This window comes from Pseudooceanicola onchidii (assembly GCF_004959925.1).
Taxonomy (GTDB): Bacteria; Pseudomonadota; Alphaproteobacteria; order Rhodobacterales; family Rhodobacteraceae; genus Pseudooceanicola; species Pseudooceanicola onchidii.
Window position 1 is genome coordinate 705,251 of sequence record NZ_SPUW01000001.1, and the last position, 22,182, is coordinate 727,432.

The 22,182-nt window shown below is 65.9% G+C and carries 17 protein-coding genes; 11 read left to right on the forward strand and 6 right to left on the reverse strand.

The features are described from left to right. Positions 1 to 97 precede the first annotated feature (97 nt). The 10 genes from E4S58_RS03390 (at position 98) to recN (ending at position 11,324) form a co-directional block, all read left to right on the forward strand. Positions 98 to 385, forward strand: coding sequence for a hypothetical protein (locus E4S58_RS03390; RefSeq protein ID WP_136634891.1), 288 nt, complete (start codon positions 98 to 100; stop codon positions 383 to 385). Positions 386 to 449: 64 nt separating this feature from the next. Further along, a complete protein-coding gene (gene murB / locus E4S58_RS03395) occupies positions 450 to 1,391 on the forward strand; it encodes a UDP-N-acetylmuramate dehydrogenase (RefSeq protein ID WP_136634892.1) in 942 nt (313 codons plus the stop codon). A 72-nt stretch (positions 1,392 to 1,463) separates the two neighbouring features. Further along, positions 1,464 to 2,399, forward strand: coding sequence for a D-alanine--D-alanine ligase (locus tag E4S58_RS03400; protein WP_205965351.1), 936 nt, complete (start codon positions 1,464 to 1,466; stop codon positions 2,397 to 2,399). Next, positions 2,387 to 3,313, forward strand: coding sequence for a cell division protein FtsQ/DivIB (locus E4S58_RS03405; protein WP_136634894.1), 927 nt, complete (start codon positions 2,387 to 2,389; stop codon positions 3,311 to 3,313). Before E4S58_RS03400 ends, E4S58_RS03405 begins: the two co-directional genes overlap by 13 nt. Next, the gene (gene ftsA / locus E4S58_RS03410; RefSeq protein WP_136634895.1) at positions 3,310 to 4,644 is read left to right on the forward strand and encodes a cell division protein FtsA; all 1,335 of its coding nucleotides are present in this window, start codon (positions 3,310 to 3,312) and stop codon (positions 4,642 to 4,644) included. Before E4S58_RS03405 ends, ftsA begins: the two co-directional genes overlap by 4 nt. Before the next feature lie 112 nt (positions 4,645 to 4,756). Then, the gene (locus E4S58_RS03415) at positions 4,757 to 5,329 is read left to right on the forward strand and encodes a VPLPA-CTERM sorting domain-containing protein (protein ID WP_136634896.1); all 573 of its coding nucleotides are present in this window, start codon (positions 4,757 to 4,759) and stop codon (positions 5,327 to 5,329) included. 442 nt (positions 5,330 to 5,771) lie between these two features. After that, positions 5,772 to 7,451, forward strand: coding sequence for a cell division protein FtsZ (gene ftsZ / locus E4S58_RS03420; RefSeq protein WP_136634897.1), 1,680 nt, complete (start codon positions 5,772 to 5,774; stop codon positions 7,449 to 7,451). 250 nt (positions 7,452 to 7,701) lie between these two features. Next, on the forward strand, positions 7,702 to 8,625 hold the full coding sequence (gene lpxC, locus E4S58_RS03425) for a UDP-3-O-acyl-N-acetylglucosamine deacetylase (RefSeq protein ID WP_136634898.1): 924 nt from the start codon (positions 7,702 to 7,704) through the stop codon (positions 8,623 to 8,625). A 140-nt stretch (positions 8,626 to 8,765) separates the two neighbouring features. After that, entirely contained in the window at positions 8,766 to 9,641 is an 876-nt protein-coding gene (locus tag E4S58_RS03430) for an outer membrane protein assembly factor BamD (protein WP_136634899.1), read from the forward strand. Between the two features lie 36 nt (positions 9,642 to 9,677). Beyond that, positions 9,678 to 11,324, forward strand: a complete 1,647-nt coding sequence (recN, locus tag E4S58_RS03435; protein ID WP_136634900.1) for a DNA repair protein RecN — start codon at positions 9,678 to 9,680, stop codon at positions 11,322 to 11,324. Between the two features lie 170 nt (positions 11,325 to 11,494). On the opposite strand, the gene E4S58_RS03440 is transcribed toward recN, so the two are convergent. Further along, positions 11,495 to 13,318 carry a bifunctional helix-turn-helix transcriptional regulator/alpha/beta hydrolase gene (locus tag E4S58_RS03440; protein WP_136634901.1) on the reverse strand — a complete coding sequence of 608 codons (1,824 nt, stop codon included), beginning with the start codon at positions 13,316 to 13,318 and terminating at the stop codon, positions 11,495 to 11,497. Positions 13,319 to 13,430: 112 nt separating this feature from the next. Beyond that, positions 13,431 to 14,807, reverse strand: a complete 1,377-nt coding sequence (locus E4S58_RS03445; RefSeq protein WP_136634902.1) for an FAD-binding oxidoreductase — start codon at positions 14,805 to 14,807, stop codon at positions 13,431 to 13,433. 108 nt (positions 14,808 to 14,915) lie between these two features. On the opposite strand from E4S58_RS03445, the gene E4S58_RS03450 reads away from it, so the two are divergent. Then, positions 14,916 to 16,604 carry a chloride channel protein gene (locus E4S58_RS03450; protein WP_136634903.1) on the forward strand — a complete coding sequence of 563 codons (1,689 nt, stop codon included), beginning with the start codon at positions 14,916 to 14,918 and terminating at the stop codon, positions 16,602 to 16,604. Between the two features lie 135 nt (positions 16,605 to 16,739). On the opposite strand, the gene E4S58_RS03455 is transcribed toward E4S58_RS03450, so the two are convergent. From E4S58_RS03455 to E4S58_RS03470, 4 genes are all read right to left on the reverse strand, one after another. Then, positions 16,740 to 19,847, reverse strand: coding sequence for an efflux RND transporter permease subunit (locus tag E4S58_RS03455; protein WP_136634904.1), 3,108 nt, complete (start codon positions 19,845 to 19,847; stop codon positions 16,740 to 16,742). Positions 19,848 to 19,850: 3 nt separating this feature from the next. Then, positions 19,851 to 21,107: an efflux RND transporter periplasmic adaptor subunit gene (locus E4S58_RS03460; RefSeq protein WP_136634905.1), complete on the reverse strand. Its 1,257-nt coding sequence runs from the start codon at positions 21,105 to 21,107 to the stop codon at positions 19,851 to 19,853. Between the two features lies 1 nt (position 21,108). Beyond that, positions 21,109 to 21,609, reverse strand: a complete 501-nt coding sequence (locus E4S58_RS03465) for a GbsR/MarR family transcriptional regulator (RefSeq protein WP_136634906.1) — start codon at positions 21,607 to 21,609, stop codon at positions 21,109 to 21,111. A 179-nt stretch (positions 21,610 to 21,788) separates the two neighbouring features. After that, a complete protein-coding gene (locus E4S58_RS03470) occupies positions 21,789 to 22,130 on the reverse strand; it encodes a DUF427 domain-containing protein (RefSeq protein WP_136634907.1) in 342 nt (113 codons plus the stop codon). Positions 22,131 to 22,182 lie beyond the last annotated feature (52 nt).

Genomic DNA, 22,182 nt, shown 5'->3' on the forward strand with positions numbered 1-22,182 from the left:
TCTCTTTATGGGCGAGTTCCCGCTGATCGGGTTTTAGGTTTGCCGGTCACATGTTGATGATGGACCATCATCCCCATCAAGGGATGGGGCCACTCACATGTTCTTCCTTCAGACAAACTACTTCTTCATCGTCACGATCCTGTCGTTCCTGACGGGGCTGTCGGTCTGTTACGCGCTGACCAGCACGCGCATCTGGCCCAAGGGGTTGATCCTGCCGGTCATGGGCGTGCTGATCCTGTTGCAGACCGTCTATGTTCCGATCCCCGGGTCGGACCTGCTTCTGATCGGGGGCATCGGGGTGATGCTTGTTGCGGGCAGCCTGCTGGGGCTGGGCGCGCGGGTCATCGTGCGAGCGATCCAAGCGCGTCGGGCACGCTTCGCCTGACACCGCCGGCTGGACGGCGCGGGGCGCGGTTGCTATCCCGGCGCGACGCCGGAAAGGAACTGCCATGCCCCGCCCAGACCAGATCGAGATCCGCGGCCGCCTGACCGGCGACCGTGCCCTGTCCGACCTGACATGGCTGCGCGTCGGCGGCCCGGCTGACTGGTTCTTCCAGCCCGCCGACGAAGACGACCTGGCGTATTTCCTGGCCCATCTCGACGCCGACGTGCCCGTGTTTCCCATGGGCGTCGGGTCGAACCTGATCGTGCGCGACGGCGGGCTGCGCGGCGTGGTGATCCGGCTGGGGCGCGGGTTCAACGCCATCGAAGCAGAAGGCCAACGGGTCACCGCAGGCGCCGCCGCGCTGGACGCCCATGTCGCCAGGCGCGCGGCCGAGGCGGGGATCGACCTGACCTTCCTGCGCACAATTCCGGGCTCCATCGGCGGGGCGCTTCGCATGAATGCTGGCTGCTATGGCAGCTATACCGCCGATCATTTCATCGCCGCCCGAGCCGTGACCCGTGACGGGCAGCAGGTGACGCTGCGCGCGGATGACCTGAACTTCGCCTATCGCCAGACCGATCTGCCCGAGGGCTGGGTGATCACCCAGGTCACCTTCGAAGGCCCCGCAGGTGATCCCGCCGAACTGGCCGCCCACATGGACGCGCAGCTGAAAAAGCGTGACGAAACTCAACCCACCAAGGACCGGACCGCCGGGTCGACCTTCCGCAATCCGGCCGGCTTTTCGTCGACCGGGCGCGCGGATGACGTACACGACCTCAAGGCCTGGAAGGTCATCGACGACGCCGGGATGCGCGGCGCGCGGCAGGGCGGGGCGCAGATGAGCGAGAAACATTCGAACTTCCTGATCAACACCGGCGACGCCACGGCGGCCGACCTTGAAGGATTGGGCGAAGAGGTTCGAAAAAGGGTCTTACAATCCTCGGGTTTGACGCTAGAATGGGAAATCATGCGCATCGGAGAATTCGTCCCGTCAGAGGACAGCTGAGCGCAGGCAGAAAACAGGACCTTCCAGGTCAAAAGCTACTAACAAGGGCGAGAAGCCCGAATGAGGCGCTAAGTGGGTGTGTCGAGCAGGACAACCCTCAAGGTGGCGGTACTGATGGGTGGACCCTCTGCAGAACGCGAGGTGTCTTTATCCACCGGGCGTGAATGCGCGGCCGCCCTGCGGGGTGAAGGGTATGACGTGGTCGAGGTCGATGCAGGCCCCGATCTTCCTGCGCGCCTGTCCCAGATCGCCCCCGACGTCGTTTTCAACGCCCTGCATGGCCCCTTCGGTGAAGATGGCTGCGTGCAGGGTATGCTGGAATGGCTGAAGATTCCCTATACGCATTCCGGCGTTCTGGCCTCGGCCTTGGCCATGGACAAGGAAAAGACCAAGGGCATCTATCGCACCCATGGTCTGCCCGTGGTGGCAAGCCAGCTGGCCAGCAAGGATGAGGTCCGCGCCCGCCACGTGATGGCGCCGCCCTATGTCGTCAAACCCTACAACGAAGGGTCGTCGGTCGGCGTCTATATCGTGAACGAAGGCGCCAACACGCCGCCCGCCCTGTCCGACGACATGCCCGACACCGTCATGGTCGAAGCCTTCGCGCCGGGCCGTGAACTGACGGTCTCGGTCATGGGGACGGGCGAGGGCGATCCGGGCGCGCTTTGCGTCACCGACATCCTGACCGACGGCTGGTACGACTATACCGCGAAATACGCCCCCGGCGGATCGCGCCACGTCTGCCCTGCTGAGATCCCGTCCGAGATCGAACAGGCCTGCCTCGACTACGCCGTGCGCGCCCATATGGCGCTTGGCTGTCGCGGGGTGAGCCGGACGGATTTCCGTTGGGACGAGGCGCGCGGGCTCGACGGGTTGATCCTTTTGGAGACGAACACGCAGCCGGGCATGACGCCGACCTCGCTGACGCCGGAACAGGCGCAGGCCCGTGGCTTCAGCTTTGGCGCCCTGTGCCGTTGGCTGGTGGAGGATGCCTCATGCAGCCGCTGATCGCCCGCCGCCCCGTCGGTGCCCGGCCCGACCCGGCCGAACGCGCCGCCCCAAAGCCCAAGGCCGATCCCGCGCCCTCGCGCGCCGCCTACCGGATGCAGCGCCTGATGCTGACCCCGGCCTATCGCCTGACGCTGCGGGTCTTCCTGCCGTTCCTGATCGGGCTGAGCGCGGTGCTGATCTACATGTCCGACGCTGATCGCAAGGATGCGGTCCTTCTGGGCATTGTCGACCTGCGCAACCAGATCGAAACCCGCCCCGAATTCATGGTCAAGCTGATGGCCATCGACGGCGCCTCGGCCGAAACCGAAGGCGATATCCGTGAGATCTCGCAACTCGACTTCCCGGTCTCGACCTTCGATCTCGATCTCGACACGCTGCGCGAAAACATCATCGGGCTGCCTGCGGTGGCTGCGGCTTCGGTCAGCGTGCGCCAGTTGGGCGTGCTGGAAATCACTGTGACCGAACGCGAACCGGCGCTGCTGTGGCGGCGCAACGACGGCATCCAGGTGCTGGACAACACCGGCATCATCATCGGCGAACTCGACAGCCGCACCCTGCGGCCCGACCTGCCGCTGATCGCCGGCTACGGCGCCAACGACCACGTGGAGGAGGCGATGGACCTGCTGCGCGTGATCTCTCCTCTGCATGACCGTCTGCGCGGCATTGTCCGCATGGGCGAACGCAGGTGGGACATCGTGCTGGACGGCGATCTGCGGATCATGCTGCCGGCGCACCAGCCCGTTCTGGCGCTGGAACGGGCGATTGCATTGCACGACGCACAGGACGTGCTGAACCGGGACATCGCGGCGCTGGACCTGCGCCTTGCCGCGCGCCCGACACTTAGAATGAATGCCGGGGCGCTCGAACGCTGGCGGCAGATCAAGGACATGCGTGTGGAGACGGGCAGATGACGATGCTCTATGAGACTCAGCGGGCGATGCGCAACATGCGCAAGGCGGCGATGCAGCGCGGCGTGGTGGCCGTTCTGGACGTCGGCAGCTCCAAGATCGCCTGCCTCGTGCTGCGGATCGACCAGTCCGGCAGCGGGATGCGCGACGATATCGGCGGCTCTCTCGCCGGGCAGGTCGGTTTCCGGGTCATCGGCGCGGCCACCACCCGGTCGCGTGGCGTGAACTTCGGTGAAATCGACAGCATGCCCGAGGCCGAGCGCGCCATCCGCACCGCCGTTCAGGCCGCGCAGAAGATGGCCAACATCCGCGTCGATCACGTCATCGCCTGCTTCTCGGGCGCCGACCCGAAGTCCTACGGCCTCTCGGGCGAGATCGAGGTCGAAGGGCAGGCGGTGTCCGAACAGGATATCTCCCGCGTTCTGGCCTCCTGCGACGTGCCCGACTATGGCGCGCACCGCGAAGTCCTGCACGCCCAGCCCGTGAACTTCGCGCTGGATCACCGATCGGGCCTCAGCGACCCGCGCGGCCAGATCGGCCATCACCTGTCGACCGACGTGCACATGCTGACCGTCGATGCGATCGCCGTGCAGAACCTGGCCTACTGTCTGAAACGCTGCGACCTGGAACTGGCGGGCATCGCCTCGTCGTCCTATGTCACCGGCGTGTCCTGCCTGGTCGAGGACGAGCAGGAACTGGGCGCGGCCTGCATCGACATGGGCGGCGGCACCACGGGCCTGTCGATCTTCATGAAAAAGCACATGATCTATGCCGACACGGTGCGGATGGGCGGCGATCACGTGACCTCGGACATCTCGATGGCGCTGCAGATCCCGACCTCTCATGCCGAACGGATCAAGACCTTCTACGGCGGCGTCGTCGCCACGGGCCGCGACGATCTGGAACGGATCGAGCTGAAGGGCGAGACCGGCGACTGGAACCACGACCGGCGCGAAGTTTCGGTGGCCGAGCTGATCGGCATCATGCGCCCCCGCGTCGAGGAAATCCTCGAAGAGGTCCGCCACCGCCTGGACGCCGCGGGCTTCGATCACCTGCCGAGCCAGCAGATCGTGCTGACCGGCGGCGCCAGCCAGATCCCCGGCCTTGACGGCCTTGCCGCGCGCATCCTCGGCCAGCGCGTCCGCCTGGGTCGCCCGCTGCGCGTGCATGGTCTGCCACAGGCCGCCACCGGCCCCGGTTTTGCGTCCTCCGTCGGCATGTGCCTCTTTGCGGCGCGTCCGCAGGACGAAAGCTGGGACTTCGATCTGCCGGTCGAACGCTACCCCTCCAAAAGCCTGCGCCGCGCGGTGCAGTGGTTCAAAGAGAACTGGTGATTGGCGGCGACACCCGCGAATTGACGGGTGCAATTTCCTGCGTGTCGGGTTAGACGGGGCCAAGGTGACACCACCTTGAGCCCGATAAGGCCCATTACTCGAAGGAATTAGCATGATCAGAATGACCATGACGGCAGCTGCCGTTTCTATTTTTGCCCTGACCGCCGCCGAAGCGGCAACCGTTGCGTCCGGCGCTACGCTTGCCAGTAATGATGGCGGTATCGAATCTAACGACGGCCCGTCCTACGCCGTGTCTCACGGATCCTATTCCAGCGAAGTCACGACCCCCGCATCCGAGTGGGTCTGGAACGGCACCGCTGTCAACGTTGACACGACCTACACCTTTACTTTCGACCTGACGGGATACGACGTTTCCTCGGCCAGCCTGTCCGGAAAGTGGGGCGTCGACAACGTCGGTACTGTTGCGCTCAACGGCACCATTCTCGATTCGCTGAATGCGGTTGTTACGGGAAATTTCAACAGCTTGCACGATTACTCGGCAAACACTGGCTTCCTTGCTGGCGTGAACAGCCTCGTTTTCACTTTGCGTGATGTCGGCGCGCCGGGTGCTTTCCGCGCGACCGCAGTCGTCGATGCCACGGCCGTTCCGCTGCCTGCCTCCGCGCCCCTGCTTCTCGCCGCAATCGGTGGCGTTGCCGCGCTGCGTCGCAAGCGCCGCGGCTGAGCCGACCCACACATGACGACATGGGCAAAGGCCGTCCCCCTTGGGCGGCCTTTGCTTTTGCGAAAGCCCTGCGGAAATTGGCCGGTCTGCTTGGCGTATTCCGGGCTTTGTGCAACAATCCGCGCAACAAGGGACGGAAAACGTCCGAGTCGGCGCGAGCAGTGACCACTCACCCTATATCAAGAATCGCAGCGCCGCTAAGCCGCGATAGATGCTGCATAATCGGACTAATCTTGCTGTTGTCCGCTCTATTCTTGCGTCTCCTTGCACATCAAGATATTGCTGTAACGGCAATATTACGCTGACTTAATCGTAACTGACCCCAGATTTTGCTAGCGTTTCAGAGATTCAGGCGTGACCTCAGCCGAGACTCACGCTACAGTTGGCAACGATAGACATGAATAAAAGCTGTCGATAGATGGACACACAGGCGGACGTAACCATGGCATTGAACCTCTCGGTACCGGGACAGGACGAACTGAAACCGCGCATCACCGTGTTCGGTGTCGGTGGCGCTGGCGGCAACGCAGTCAACAACATGATCGACAAGGCGCTGGACGGGGTCGACTTTGTCGTCGCCAACACCGACGCCCAGGCGCTTCAACAGGCCAAGGCGGAACATCGCATCCAGCTGGGTGTGAAGGTGACCGAAGGTCTGGGGGCAGGGGCCAAGGCCTCGATCGGCGCCGCGGCGGCCGAAGAGTCCATCGAACAGATCGTCGACCAGCTGGCCGGGGCACACATGTGCTTCATCACCGCCGGCATGGGCGGCGGCACCGGCACCGGCGCTGCCCCGATCATTGCGCAGGCCGCCCGTGAGCTTGGCGTTCTGACCGTCGGCGTCGTGACCAAGCCCTTCCAGTTCGAAGGCGCCAAGCGGATGCGCCAGGCGGAAGACGGTGTCGAAGCCCTTCAGAAGATGGTCGATACGCTGATCATCATTCCGAACCAGAACCTCTTCCGGCTCGCCAACGAAAAGACCACGTTCACCGAAGCCTTCTCGATGGCCGATGACGTGCTCTACCAGGGTGTGAAAGGCGTGACCGACCTGATGGTCCGTCCGGGTCTCATCAACCTCGACTTTGCCGACGTTCGCGCCGTGATGGACGAAATGGGCAAGGCGATGATGGGCACCGGCGAGGCCGAGGGCGAAGACCGCGCCATCCAGGCCGCCGAAAAAGCCATCGCCAACCCGCTGCTCGACGAGATCTCGCTGCGCGGTGCGAAGGGCGTGCTGATCAACATCACCGGATCGGACGATCTGACCCTGTTCGAACTGGACGAAGCCGCGAACCGCATCCGCGAGGAAGTGGACCCCGAGGCGAACATCATCGTCGGTTCGACCCTCGACCCGAACATGGACGGCAAGATGCGCGTGTCGGTCGTCGCGACCGGCATCGACGTGACCGAGATGTCGCAGGACATTCCGACCCCGCGCCGTCGCATGGCCGAGGCGCGCCAGACCGCGCCCGAGCAGATCGAGGTGGCCGAACAGCCCGCCCCGGCACCGGTCGAAACCGCCTACGAACCCGCACCGGCCCCGGCTCCGCGCCGTCCGGCCCCGATGTTCGTCGCGCCGACCCCGGCACCGGCTCCGGTTGAAGATGTGATCGAGGAAGACGACGCGCCGTCCCTGTTCACCGGCTTTGACGCCAACGAAGCGGGCCGCGACATCGCGCGGGACACCTACGCCGAGGACGCCGACGACGGCCTTCCGGCCCCGGCCTACCGTCCCGAGGTGATCGAGGCCGCGCCGCAGCCCGCGCCGGAACCGCAGCCGCAGCAGACCGAGGCCTTCGTGGCCCCCAAGGCGCCGCGTCCGGGCCAGCCCTCGGCTGAAACGCTTGCCCGCCTGCAGGCCGCGATCCACCGCGCGCCCTCGCGCCAGGCGGAGCAGCCGCAGGAAGAAAAATCCCGCTTCGGGATCAACTCCCTGATCAACCGGATGACCGGAGAGCGTCAGCACGGACAGGCCGCCGCCGCGCAGCCCGCACCGCAGCAGCCGGTCCGCCAGCAGCCCGCGATGCGCCCGCAGGAAGCACCGCGCGCCGCCGACCCGGCCCGTGATCAGGATCAGGAGCGGATCGAAATCCCCGCTTTCCTGCGCCGCCAGGCAAACTGATCCTACGCAAATCGTGAACGGAAAGGGTCGCCGACGGGCGGCCCTTTTCTTTTGCTAGCAAGGGGTTCCGACGGTGTCTTCACCCGATGCGTCAATTTTCGCCGCGCTGCGGCGGTTGTGTTTCAAACCGTTGCAAAGAGTGAATTGAGATGTCGGGCCGTCACAACTAGTTAAGGATCAGCAGAACGCCCCCGTATGGCCGAACCATGCAGCTGGCCCGGGATCATTGCGTTCAAGACAAGGGGTTGCCGTGCAGAAGACGATCAAGTCGCCAGTCCGCTTCGAGGGTGTCGGTCTCCATTCGGGGAAACCGGCGACGCTCGTGGTGCGCCCGGCCTCTGCCTATCACGGCATCTGGTTCAAGCGGACCGACATCAAGCTGGGCGATGCCAAGATCCCCGCACGTTGGGATGCGGTCGACCGCTCGCCCCTGTGCACCCGGATCGAAAACGCGGCCGGCGCCACCGTGTCGACCATCGAACACCTGATGGCCGCGCTGGCGGGCTGCGGCATCCACAATGTGCTGATCGAAATCGACGGCCCCGAGGTCCCGATCCTCGACGGCTCGTCCGCGCCGTTCGTGCGCAGCTTTTTGACCTGCGGGCTGCAGGTCCAGGCCGCCCCGATCCGCGCGATCGAGATCCTCAAGCCGGTCGAGGTGTCCAACGGCGACGCCGTGGCCCGGATCGAACCGAACCGCGTGATGGAAATCGCCTTCCAGATCGACTTTGCCGATGCGGCCATCGGGCAGCAGGCCAAGCATCTGACGATGGAAAACGGCACCTTCGTGCGCGAGCTGTGCGATTGCCGCACCTTCTGCCGTCAGGCGGATGTCGACGCGATGCAGGCCAACGGTCTGGCGCTTGGCGGCGTTGCGGGCGAAAACGCGGTTGTGTTCGACGGTGATGACGTGGTCAGCCCCGGCGGTCTGCGTCGCGGGGACGAACCCGTGCGTCACAAGATGCTGGACGCCCTTGGCGATCTGACGCTGGCCGGTGGCCCGATCCTGGGTCTCTACACCGGCACCCGCGCCGGTCACAGCCTGACCAACACCCTGCTGCGCAAGGTTTTTTCCGATCCTGCGAACTATCGCGTGGTTGATTGCACCGACGCACAGGCCGCCCGTCTGCCGGGCGCGGGCGCGCATCTTGCGGAAATGCCCGCAGTCGCCTGATTTTCAGGGCAAACCTGCTCTTGTCCTCCTCTGCCAAACGGGCGATTGTCGATTTGCCCCCCGGGTTTTCTGTGTTAGACCCGGGTAACCGCGGCCCCGAGGGTGGCGGTAACCGGAGTGGGCAGGTCCAAAAAGACGACATGGGGCGGCTAGTGGTGAACTCTCGAATTGCGGCAAATGGCACGCGTGCCTTGGCGACCTTGATGCTGTGCGGGGCTCTTGCCGCCTGCAGCGGCGAGGCCACCGATGGTCTTGGCATGAACGGTCAGCCGATCGAAGCCTTCACGGCCGAACAGATCTTTGGCCGGGCCGAGTTCGAAATGAACCGCCGTCGCCACGAACGGGCCGCCGAATACTTCGGAGAGGTCGAACGCCTGTATCCCTATTCCGAATGGGCGAAACGCGCGCTGATCATGCAGGCCTTCGCCTATCACAAGGACAAGGACTACGAGAACAGCCGCTCGTCCGCGCAGCGCTACATCGATTTCTATCCGGCGGATGAAGACGCGGCCTATGCGCAGTATCTTCTGGCGCTCAGCTACTATGACCAGATCGACGAAGTCGGCCGTGACCAGGGCCTGACCTTCCAAGCGCTGCAGTCGCTGCGCACCGTGATCGAGCGTTATCCCGACAGCGAATATGCCAAGTCGGCGATCCTGAAATTCGACCTCGCCTTCGACCATCTCGCCGCGAAAGAGATGGAGATCGGGCGTTACTACCTCAAACGTCATCACCACACCGCGGCGATCAATCGCTTCCGCGTCGTGGTCGAAGACTTCCAGACCACCACCCACACGCCCGAGGCGCTGCATCGCCTGGTCGAGGCCTACCTGTCACTCGGCCTGACCGACGAAGCGCAGACCGCCGGCGCGATCCTGGGCCACAACTTCCAGTCCACCAACTGGTACGAAGACAGCTATCAACTGCTGACAAAGCAGGGGCTGGAACCGAAGGTGCGCGGGAAGAACTGGCTGTCTGCCATCTATCGGCAGATGATCCAGGGCAAGTGGCTGTGACGCTGCCCCTTTGGGGATCTGCGACAGGATAAGCTGATGCTGCGCGGGCTGGACATCCGGGACATGCTCATCATCGACCGGCTGGAGCTTGAGTTCCAGCCCGGTCTAAACGTGCTGACCGGTGAGACCGGCGCGGGCAAGTCCATCCTTCTGGATTCGCTTGGCTTCGTGCTGGGCTGGCGTGGCCGGGCCGACCTGGTGCGCACCGGCGCCGATCAGGGCGAGGTGACGGCCGTCTTCGACCTGCCCGCCGATCATCCCGCACGCGCCGTCCTGGCCGAGGCCGGGCTGCCTGCCACGGACGAACTGATCCTGCGCCGCGTGAACACCGCCGATGGCCGCAAGACCGCCTGGATCAACGACCGCAGGTCGTCGGGCGAAGTGCTGCGCAGCTTGTCGGAAACCCTGATCGAACTGCATGGCCAGCACGACGACCGGGGCCTGCTGAACCCGCGCGGGCACCTGGCGCTGCTGGACGCCTACATGGATCAGCCCGCGCTGGTGGACGCCACCCGCCAGGCCTGGCGCACCCGGCGCGAGGCCGCCAAGGCGCTCGACGTTGCCCGCGCCGCCATCGAAGAGGTCAAGGCCGAGGAAGACTTCCTGCGCCATGCCGTGGCCGAACTGGACAAGCTGGGCCCGCAGCCGGGCGAGGAAGCCGAGCTCGACAGCAGCCGTCGCCGGATGCAGGCCGCGGAAAAGGTCCGCGAAGACGTCGCCCGCGCGATGCAGGCCCTTGGCAGTGACGGGGCCGAGGGCGTGATGACCGACGCGCAACGCTGGCTGGACGGGGCTGCTGCCCAATTGGGCGACGCGCTGGACGCGCCCCTCGCGGCCCTGTCGCGGGCCTTGACTGAACTGGGCGAGGCCGCCGACGGGGTGGAACGGTGCTTCGATGCGCTGGATATCGACCCGCTGGAACTGGAACGGACCGAGGAACGGCTGTTCGCAATCCGCGCCATGTCGCGCAAGCACGGCATCGTCGCCGATGACCTGCACGCCTTTGCCGACACGCTGCGCGAACGGCTGACCCGGCTGGACCGTGGCGCCGAGGATATCGAGGACCTGGAGGCCGCCGCCGCCAAGGCCGACAAGGCCTATCAGGCCGCCGCTGCCCGCCTGACCGAGGCCCGGGCCGAGGCCGCAGGTCGGCTCGACAAGGCGGTGGAGGCCGAACTGGCTCCGCTCAAGATGGAACGCGCCCGGTTCACGACCGCGCTGACCCCCGCCGATCCCGGTCCCGATGGACAGGATGCCGCGACCTTTACCGTCGCCACCAACCCCGGCGCGCCTGCAGGCCCGTTGAACAAGATCGCCTCGGGCGGGGAACTGTCGCGCTTTTTATTGGCGCTGAAGGTCTGCCTGTCGGGCGAGGCCTCGGGCGTCACCATGATCTTTGATGAAATCGACCGGGGGGTTGGCGGCGCGACCGCCGATGCCGTCGGGCGCCGCCTGGCCGAACTGTCCGCGACGGGCCAGGTTCTGGTGGTCACGCACAGCCCGCAGGTCGCCGCGCTTGGGTCGCATCACTGGCGGGTGGCGAAATCGGTCGATGGCGATGTCACCCGGTCGACGGTCACGCCCCTGGCGCAGGACGAACGGGTCGACGAAATCGCGCGGATGCTGTCTGGTGATCGCGTGACGCCGGAAGCCCGCGCTGCCGCGCAATCGCTTCTGGGCTAGGGCGGCCGCGTCTCAACCCCTTGAAAAATAGAGGCCCCCGAAGATCGCACAGCGTTCCTCGAAGGCCCCAACACGTCACTCAATATTCGCGGACCATAGGAACCGTCCCCCAGGCCGTCATGCCCCATTTGGGCTAAATTTTCCGGTCGTCCACGATTTTCCTACAAGCCCTAGCTTGCAGGAAGATGCGCCATCCGCTTGAGGTGCTGCAGGACCATGTCCCATTTCTGGAAGAACAGGAACGATCCGGCGCCTTCGACCGGGATGATGGTCACCCAAGGGTAATCCGCGCGATATTCGGCGATGGTTTCGGCAGTGATGCCCTGATCCTCGGTGCCGATCAGATCGACGATCTGCACCCGGTCGCGCATCGCCTCGAACTCGCTCCGCCAGTCACTGCGGTGCACGATCGAGATCTCCTGCGCATAGGCGCGCGCGGCTTCGAACCCTTCCGACAGGATGACGTCGGATCCGCTTTCCACCGATTCGAACAGGCGCGGCACCCGGGTCATGGCAACGTCGGCGGGCGACCCGGCATAGACCTGCCGCACGAATTCCGCCTTGCCGATCTGGCGCGCCATGGCAAAGCCCAGCCGGACCACGAAGGGCAACAGCGCCGGCACGTACCGTGCCGTGCCCAGTATGAACCGGTGCCAGCGCCCCATGCGTTCATACTGTTCTGGCCGGGTCAGCGGCAGGAAGGCCGAAGACCCGAGGATGCTGTGGATGCGGTCCGGGGCATGGCGGAAAAGGCGCGCGACATAGGGCATGTCCTCGTCCAGCACGATGACCTGCGCCGCGCCGATCACCAGCTTGTCCATCACGGCCAGCACGTCCTGCGCGAAACAGTCCAACCGGTCGTCTCCGGGCGCCAGCGGCGAGGATCCCCCATAGCCCGACCGGATCGGCGCGATGATCCGCAGGCCCGACTGTTCGGCGGCAAATTCAGCGGTGGCCGGCCAGCGGCAGGTCCCGAACGACGAACTGAGGAAGATCACCGGCCGTCCCTCGGGATCGCCGAAATCAAGGTAATCGAACCGCCGCCCGTCGGGCCGCGTGATCTGGCGGAAGGGCAGGGGCGACAGTTCGGCCCCGCCGCGCGATACCCGCAGCCCCGTCCCGTCGCTGCGTGGGCTGATGCGGTCCGTGTCCCCCGGCGCGATATCCATCAGCGACAGGGCGATGCGCAGCAGTTCGGATTGCCCGCGCGCTTCGGTCTTGGCCTGCAGCGATTTGACCTGCGACCTGACCGTGGCCAGCGACCGGCCCCGCGCCGCGGCAATGTTCTTGAGCGAATGGTGCCGCGTCAGGGCGATCATCACCTCGGCTTCGGCCTCGGTCAGGTGGAAGGCATCGCGCAGAAGGGTCCGGGCCTGCGGGGTCCAGTGGATATCGGTGGTGGCAACCAGGACGAAATCCGGCTCGTCCTCGGCGCCAGGCACATAGTGGACAAGAAAGAGGATCGGCCGGTCGTCGGTCACGCGTCGCGCGCGGACGATGCGTGTCGGCTGTCCGCCGGGCGCCTCACCGGACAGCAGCGCCTGCACGGTCATCGACAGCCGCGCCAGGTCGTCCTCTCCGATCCGCAGATCCCGCAGGGCCTGGCCGCGTCGAAGGCCCAGCATCCGGCCCGCCGCCGAATTCGCCACCGTGATCCGCAGTTTCGCATCCAGCGTGAAGGCCGCGGCCCGGTGGAACCTGTCCAGCGCCCGGTCCTGCGCCGAAGACCGCGACGCCTGCGCGCCAAGCTTCAGGATTTTCTCAAGCCGCCCGAGGTGCCGCAGCATCCCGCTGCGGTCCAGATGGGCCCGGCGCGTCTGGGCCGAGAGCCGCCAATTCGGAACAAAGACCTTGTCCCAAAGGGTGACGAGGTCGGTCAGACGTCGCGGCTCAAGCGCCGCATCGTAGGATTGATCGACGACCGACGCCTCAACGTCCGTATCTGCGCCGTCGTCCGTATGTGCCGCGTCCGGCTGGCGTTCTGCCTGTGTCACCTGTGCCCCTACCGTCCCAATTCCGGTCCGGCGCGCAACATCCCCAAGACGCTGCAGAATGCAGCGCCGCCGGGTCCCAATGATGTCGCGCGTCTGGGCGCATCAATAGACTCTAATTGGCGTCAGGCGCAAGTTTTCCCGGGTTCAGGATGTTCTGCGGATCCAGCGCGCGCTTGATCTGCCCCATCACCTGCCAGGCATCCCCATGTTCACGGGTCATGAAGCCCTTCTTGCCGATGCCCACGCCATGTTCCCCGGTCGAGGTGCCGCCCATCTCCAACGAAAGCGCCACCATGCGGTCCGAGGCCGCCTTGACCCGTTTCAGGTCGGCTTCGTCCGTCGGATCGACCAGCAGGATCGCGTGGAAATTCCCGTCGCCCACGTGGCCGAGGATCGGGCCGGGGATACCGGCTTCCTCAAGATCCTTCTGGGTCGCCTCCACCGCTTCGGCCAGGCGCGAGATCGGCACGCAGATATCCGTGACCACCGCCCGCGTCCCGGGCCGCGCCGCGAGGATCGCCCAATAGGCGTGGTGCCGCACGGTCCAGAGCGCCTTGCGATCCTCGGCATTGGCCGCCCATTCGAACCCGTGGCCGTGGTGTTCGGCCACGATATCGCCAAAGACCTCGGCCTGTTCGGCGACCCCGCCCTCGGAGCCGTGGAATTCCACCAGCAGATGCGGCTTCAGCGGCATCGCCATGCCCGAATAGCGGTTCACCGCATCCACCGTCGCCGCATCGACAAATTCGATCCGCGCCATGGGAATGCCCATCTGGATGGTGTCCGACACGGCGCGCACCGCGTCCCCGATGGTGTCGAAGGCACAGACGGCGGCGCTGACCGCTTCGGGCTGGCCGTGCAGGCGCACCACCATTTCGGTGATCAGGCCAAGCGTGCCCTCGGCGCCGATGAAAAGCCCCGTCAGGTCGTACCCGGCCGAGGACTTCCGCGCCCGCGTGCCGGTGCGGATCACCCGGCCGTCGGCCAGCACGACCTCAAGCCCCAGCACGTTGTCCCGCATCGTGCCGTAGCGCACCGCCGTCGTGCCGCTGGCCCGGGTCGAGGCCATGCCGCCAAGCGTGGCATTGGCGCCGGGATCGACCGGAAAGAACAGCCCAGTCGCCCGCAGTTCCTCGTTCAGCGCCTCGCGGGTGACACCGGGCTGGATGCGGGCATCCATGTCGGCCTGACCGATCTCGATCACGCGGTTCATCCGGGCGAAGTCCACCACCAGCCCGCCCGAGAACGCCTGCGCCTGGCCCTCAAGCGAGGTACCCGCGCCATAGCCGATCACCGGCACACCATGCGCCGAACAGATGCGCATCAGCGCCGAAACCTCGGCCGTCGTTTCGGGATAGGCCACCGCATCGGGCAGGGTCAGGGGGAAATAGCTTTCCGAGGCGCCGTGCGCCTCCAGTTCCGGCTTGGACCGCGTGACCCGATCGCCTAAGACATCGGTAAGGTCGGGCCAGGCGTTTTCCAGCGTCATCTCGTCTCCTGCGGCTGAACGTGTCCCGTCTCTATTATGGCACGGGACCGGGGGAGGGAAGGGCACCACATCCGGCACAACGCACAACCACGGAGGCCGCAAGGCGCCATGAGCTCCAACGCCAGATCGCCCTTGGCCGCCGTGATCGAACGGATGCGCGCCAATCTTCTGGACGGCTGGCACGTGATCCGCACGCGCGGCCCCAACCAGGTGCAGTTCTGGCTGATCGCGCTTGCCGTCGGGATCGCGGGCGGCGCCGCAGCACTTGGCTTCCGGCTGGGGATCGAGGCGCTGCAGGCCTTCCTCTATCGCACCGATGACATCACCCGCCTGTCGAGCTTTGCCAGTGACCTGCCCTGGTACTGGGTGCTGACGATCCCGATCTGCGGTGGCCTTCTGGTGGGCGTCATCCTGCACAAGTTCACGCCCGACGCCCGGGTCAGGTCGGTGGCCGACGTGATCCAGGGGGCGGCGCTGAACAATGGCCGGGTCGAGGGCAAGGCAGGCCTCGCCTCCGCTGCGGCCTCGCTCATCACGCTTGGCTCGGGCGGGTCGTCGGGGCGGGAAGGGCCGGTGGTGCACCTGGCCGCCGTGATCTCGACCCGGGTGCTGACCTGGCTCAAGGCCGATGGCGTCACCGGGCGCGATCTTCTGGGATGCGCGGTGGCGGCGGCGGTCTCGGCCTCGTTCAACGCGCCGATCGCCGGGGCGCTCTTTGCGCTCGAGGTGGTGCTGCGCCACTTCGCCATCCATGCCTTCGCCCCGATCGTCATCGCCTCGGTCGCGGGCACGGTGATCAACCGGCTCGAATTCGGCGGCGTGACCGAATTCACCCTGACCACCGGGTCGATCCTGCATTTCTACGAAGAACTCCCCGCCTTTCTCATCCTGGGCGCGATCTGCGGTCTGGTGGCGGGGATGCTGATGCGGTCGATCTTCGCGGCCGAGGATGTCGCCTCCTACATCCAGGCGCGCTACCGCCTGCCGCGCTGGCTGCGCCCGGGCCTCGCCGGCGCAATGCTGGGCGTCATGGCGATCTGGTGCCCGCAGATCATCGGGGTGGGGTACGAGACGACCTCGCTGGCGCTGACCGGCCAGATCGTTCTGTGGAACGCGATCCTGCTGGCGGTGATCAAGACGGTGGCGGTGTCGATCACCATCGGCGGACGGATGGGCGGCGGGGTCTTCTCGCCCTCGCTGATGATCGGGGCGCTGACCGGCCTGGCCTTTGGCCAGATCGCCACCGGCATCTTCCCCGACATCTCGGGCTCGGCGACGCTCTATGCGCTGGCGGGCATGGGCGGCGTTGCGGCGGCGGTGCTGGGCGCGCCGATCTCGACCACGCTGATCGTGTTCGAACTGACCGGCGACTGGGCCACGGGGCTGGCGGTGATGGTCACCGTGTCGATCTCGACCGCGATCGGCACGCGGCTGGTCGACCGGTCCTTCTTCCTGACCCAGATCGAACGGCGCGGCGTCCACCTGGCCGCCGGGCCGCAGGCCTATCTGCTGGGGCTGCTGAAGGCACAGCAGGTCATGCGCATCCGGGGCGAAAAACGCGCCCCCCCCGACGACGACTGCTGGGCGATGATCGAGGCCGGCGACTACATCGACGCGCAATCCACGCTCGAGGCCGCGCTGCCGGCCTTCGACCGCACCGGTGCCGTATTCCTGCCGGTGGTACAGTTGACACGCGCCGACCAGCCGCCTGACCTGCTGGGTGCGCTCTACCACGTCGATGCGCTCAGGGCCTACAACCGGGCGCTGGCCGCGACGGCCGCCGAGGAACACAGTTAGAGGGCGCTGCCCTCTCTTGAGCCCATGCGGGCTCAATTCACACCCGGGATATTTTCGGCAAAAAGAAATCAGCCAACGCCGCTTTCTTTTTGCTCCAAATATCCCCGCCGGAGGCATCCGACCCCGCCACGGGCGTCACGCGTGGGCGTCGTCGGGCGCCTTGGGCAGCAAGGGCTGGATCGCGCGCAGGAAGCTGTCGATATAGGTCAGCAGCACCGGCACCACCACCAGCGTCAGCAGCGAGGACGAGATCAGCCCGCCGATCACCGCATGGGCCATGGGCGCGTTCTGGCCCGAACCGCCGTGGATGTTCAGCGCCAGCGGCAGCATCCCGAAGATCATCGCCAGCGTCGTCATCACGATCGGGCGGAAGCGGGTCGTCCCGGCCTCGACCAGCGCGTCGAAAAGGTTGAGCCCCGCGCGCCGGTGCTGGTTGGCGTTGTCGACCAGCAGGATCGCGTTCTTCACCACGAGGCCCATCAACATGATGAAGCCGATGATCGAGAACATGTTGAGCGTCGATCCCCCGACCAGCAGGCCCGCCATCACCCCGATCAGCGCCAGCGGCAGGGATGACATGATCGCCAGCGGCTGCACGAAGCTGGCGAACTGCGAGGCCAGCACGAGGTAGATGAAGACCACCGCCAGCAGCAGCGCCGCCGCCGCCGAGGCGCCGGATTCGGCGATCTGTTCGCTGTCCCCGCCAAAGCCCGTCCGGTAGCCCGGCGGCATGTCGAGCGCGGCGATGGCCTCCTGAATGAAGGGCTGGGCGGTGCGGATGTCGAGCCCGTCAAGGCCGGAGGTCACCTGGACCGACCGTTCGCGGCCTTCCCTGGTGATCTCTCCGGGACCTTCCGAGGGTTCGACGACCGCGATCTGGTCCAGCCGGACGACGCCGGTGCCGCTGGCATCCGTCGCCACCGGCAGCGACCCCAGCCGACCCGCATCGTTGCGCACGCCTTCGGGCAGGCGCAGCAGCACGTCGTAGCTGTCGCCATTGGGCGCGGTCCAGTCCGACACGGTCTGCCCGGCGATCATCGGCGACAGGGCGTTGCCCACCTGCGCCAGCGACACGCCAAGGTCCGAGGCCGCGTCGCGGTCGACCCGGATGCCGATGGTCGGCTGCGGATCGTCGAGGCTGGTGCGCACATCGGCAAAGCCCGGCACGGCCTCGAGGTTGTCGGCCAGCTGGCGCGACAGGCGGCCAAGCGTATCCAGGTCTTCGCCGAAGATCTTGATCACCACCGGCGATTCCACCCCGCCCCCGAAGCTTCCCGGAGGGCCGACGCGGAACTTGGCGCCGGGCACCGCCGAAAGCGCCTCGCGCATCAGCGGCGTGAGGGTCGTGGGGGTCAGTTCGCGTTCGGTCGGGTTGGTCATGCGCAACACGATGGAGGCCGCGTTTTCACCGGAATTCGTGCCCGAATTCACGGTGGCATAGGTGCCGATCACCTCGGGAAAGCTGCGGGCGATGGCATCGACCTGGGCGATCTTTTCGGCAGTCCGGTCCAGCGGCGTGCCGACCGGCATCTCGAGGTCGATCTGCATTTCCGAATTGTCGGCCGGCGGCACGAATTCTGCGCCGACCAGCGGGAACAGGGCCAGCCCGCCGACGAAGAACCCGAAGGCCGCCAGCAGCGTCGTCTTGCGCCAGCGCAGCGCGACCTTCAGCAGCCCGCGATACCGGCGGCCCAGCCAGTCGAAGAACCGTTCGAACTGGTGGATCGCACGGCCGAGCGGCCCGCGTTTGACATTGGCGTCCGCCGCCGGGTCGTACCAGACCGAGGACATCATCGGATCAAGCGTGAAGGACACGAAGAGAGAGATCAGGACTGCCACCGACACGGTCACCCCGAACTGCAGGAAGAACCGCCCCAGGATGCCTTCCATGAAGGCCACCGGCAGGAACACCGCGACGATCGACAGGGTGGTGGCAAAGACCGCCAGGCCGATCTCGTTCGTGCCGTCCAGCGCCGCCTGGTCGTGCGGTTTGCCCATCTGCAGGTGTCGCATGATGTTTTCGCGCACCACGATGGCGTCGTCGATCAGGATGCCGACGGCAAGGCTGAGCGCCATCATCGTCATCATGTTGAGCGTGAAGCCCAGGAAATAGATCGCCGCCATCGTCCCGATGATCGAGATCGGCAGGGTCAGCCCGGTGATCACCGTGGACCGCCATGAATTGAGAAAGAGGAACACGATCACGGTGGCCAGCAGCGCCCCTTCGATCAGCATCGACTGCACGGATTCAAAGCTGTGTTCGACAGGCACGGCATTGTCGCGGATGATCTCAAGCTCGATCCCGTCATAGAGAGGGTCTTCGGCCAGTTTCGCGATTTCCTCGCGGACGGCCTCGGCCACGGCGACGGTATTGGCGCCCTGGGTCTTCACCACGTCGACCGCCAGCGCGCGCTGGCCGTCCAGCATGGCAAGGCTTTCGGCATCCGCAAGGTTGGTGCTGGTCTGCGCCACGTCGCCCAGCCGCACCGGGTAACCGCCACGGCGCGAGATGATGATGTCGTCGAAATCGGCCAGCGCGGCGATGCGGCCTTCGACCTGCACCGATTGCTTGCTGTCGCCGCTGGTGACCGACCCGGCGGGCAGGTCGGTGTTGTCGGCGGCCAGGGCCTGCACGATTTCCGAGGCGCCGATGCCAAGCGCCGCCTGGCGGTCCGGATCGATCAGCACATGCACCTCGCGCGGGACGCCGCCGACGACCGAGGCCCGGCCCACGCCCGGAATGTTCGACAGGCGCGTCGCCAGCTGGTCTTCGGCCAGGGCCGTCAGAACCCCGGTGTCGAACCTCTCCGAGGAGATCCCGACCGAGATGATGGGCAGTTCAGAGGGATCGAACCGCAGGATCTGCGGATCTTCGGCGTTGTCGGGCAGTTGTGAAGCGATCTGGGCGATCCGGTCACGCACGTCCTGGGCTGCGACGGAACTGTCGATCTCCAGTTCGAACTGCACGATGGTCATGGCCGATCCGGTCAGCGCGGTCGAAGTGATGGCGTCGATGCCTGACAGGGTCGACACCCCGTCCTCGATCGGCTTGATGATGTCGGCCTCGACCGCCTCGGGCGTGGCCCCGGGGTAGGTGGTCACGATGGCGACGACCGGGAAGTCGACCTCGGGCAACTGTTCGACCGGCAGGCGCTGGTACGAGAAGAGCCCGATCACGAAGATCGCGACCATGATCATGGTCGCGAACACCGGCTGGGCAACGGAAATGCGGGTCAGGAACATCGCTTACTCTCCAACCACGGTGATCTGCATGCCGGGCTGCAGGCGGGGCATGGCGGCGGTGACGATCACGTCGCCGTCCGTCAGGCCTTCGGTCACCTGCACGACGCGTCCCCGATCCCAGGACTGGCCAAGCGTCACCGGCTGACGCACGACGCGCCCGCCATCCCGCTTGAGCACGAAAGACCCGTCGCCGTCTTCGCGGATCGCATCGACGGGCACACCGAAGGCATCGGTCACCTGGTCCAGCACCAGAAGCCCCGAGGCGAACATGCCGCCACGCAGCACTTCGTCGGGGTTGTCGATGGTGGCATAGATGGGCAGCATCCGCGTGCCCGAGACCGCCACCGGGGCAACGCGTTCGATCTTGCCCGAGAAACTTTGATCGCCAAAGCCATCGACGGTCAGTTCGACCGTCTGGCCGGTCTGGATGCGGGGGCCGTAGTTCACCGGCACCGCGCCTTCAAGCTCCAGCGACGAGACATCGACCAGCGTCATCAACGCCGTGCCGGGGCTGACATAGGCGCCCGGATCGACCAGCCGTTCGGACACCACGCCGGGGAAGGGCGCGGTGATCGTCGCCTTTTCCATGGCACGCTCGGCGTTCGACACCTGTTTTTCCAATGCCGCCAGATTGGCGCGCAACTGCCGCACGTTGGCTTCGTTGCTGTCCAGCGTCGAGGACGCCGACACGCCGCGATCCACAAGGCTTTGCGTCCGGGTGAACTGTTCCTGCGCATAATCCAGCTGCGCCCGCGTCGCATCCGCCGTCGCCCGGCTTTGTTCCAGCTGGTTGCGCAGGGTCTCCAGATCGATCTGGATCAGCGTCTCGCCCTCGACAGCCGTCTGCCCGGCCTTCTTGGCCACCCGCTGCACCCGGCCCGAGACCTCGGCCGGAATGCCCAGCTGACGGACGGGGGCAAGCGATCCGGTCAGGCGGACGGTGTCGCGCAGGGTGGTCGGTTCGATCCGGGTCAACTCTCCCGGCAGCAGCTGCATGACGACCTCGCGCGCGGGGGCTTGGGTTTCGGCAGGCGTTTCGGGTGCGGGCGCGTCGGCCGTTTCCTCGGCGGGCGGGGTGCCCAGCAGGCCACGATCCTGCGCGACCCAGGCGCCTGCTCCGACTGCTGCCAGCGCCACCACGATCCAGGGCCAGCGCCGACGGGGGCCGCGCCGCCCGTCGGCCTGCGCCGCCTTGACCTTGCGTTCACGACCGGTCAGCGCCCAGTCGGGCTTGGGCGGGTCTTGGGGTTTGTCTGCCATGTCAATCGCTCACTGTCTTGTCGGGGGCCTCGGCCCCTCGTGTCTGGTCCTTCGGGGCCGCGTCGAGCGTCTGGGCCCACTGCGACAGGAATTCGGATGATTTGTGGTAGAAGTCCGAGAATTCCTCGACCTTCCTGCGTTGCCGTGCCTGGCCGGGATCAAAGCTGTCGGCGATCTCGTCGATCCGCTCGGCATTGCGCCGGAACCTGAGCGACAGGCTTTCCAGCACGCCGCGATGCATCCGCGCCTCGGCCCGCCAGTGGTCCTGACGTGATCCGGGCCGCGCCTCGCGCACCGCGATGCCCTTGGCTTCCAGCAAACGGACATTGGTCGACACCGACGCCTTCGAGACCTGCAGCGTCTCGGCGATTTCGGTCAGGCTCAGCGCGCGGTCGGCCAGGGCCAGCTGTCCAAGGATGCGGCCCGAGATCGGCGGCATGCCTTCGCCCTGAAAGATCAGGCCCAGGGTTTCGACGAAACGGTCTTCGGGTGTGTCGGTCATCGTTTTCCTCGTTCGGAACGTTCAATATGAACTGAACGATGAGGGTGCAAGTCAGACACCGACGATTTCCGTCGTGCCGTAGCGGAATTTGCCGATCTTGCGTCCGATATGGGCCGCGAACACGAAAACGCCCGCATCCTGGGATGCGGGCGTCGTCAGATCCGGTGGTGCGGCGGGGGTCAGACCCGTTCGACCGCCACGAAGTCGGTGGCATAGAAGGCAAGGTGGTCCTTGATCCGTTCCATGCCTTCCTTGGGTGTCTCATAGCTCCAGGCTGCGTTTTCCAGCGTCGTGCTTTTCGTCACGATCGAGAAATAGGTCGCATCGCCTTTCTTGGGGCAGTGGGTGGTGTGATCCGTCCGGTCCAGGAAGGCCATCGCGATATCGCCGCGCGGGAAGTAGATCACCGCCGGATAGCCGCCCTCGGTCAGTTCAAGTGCGTCGCGGCTTTCGCCCAGAACGGCGCCCCCGGCGCGCACGACCCATGTGCCCTCGGCCTTGTGAATTTGTATGTCCGTCATTCGTCCCTCCCGGCAGGCCATCCTGCCTTTGCCCTCACTGTGCGACAGTGAA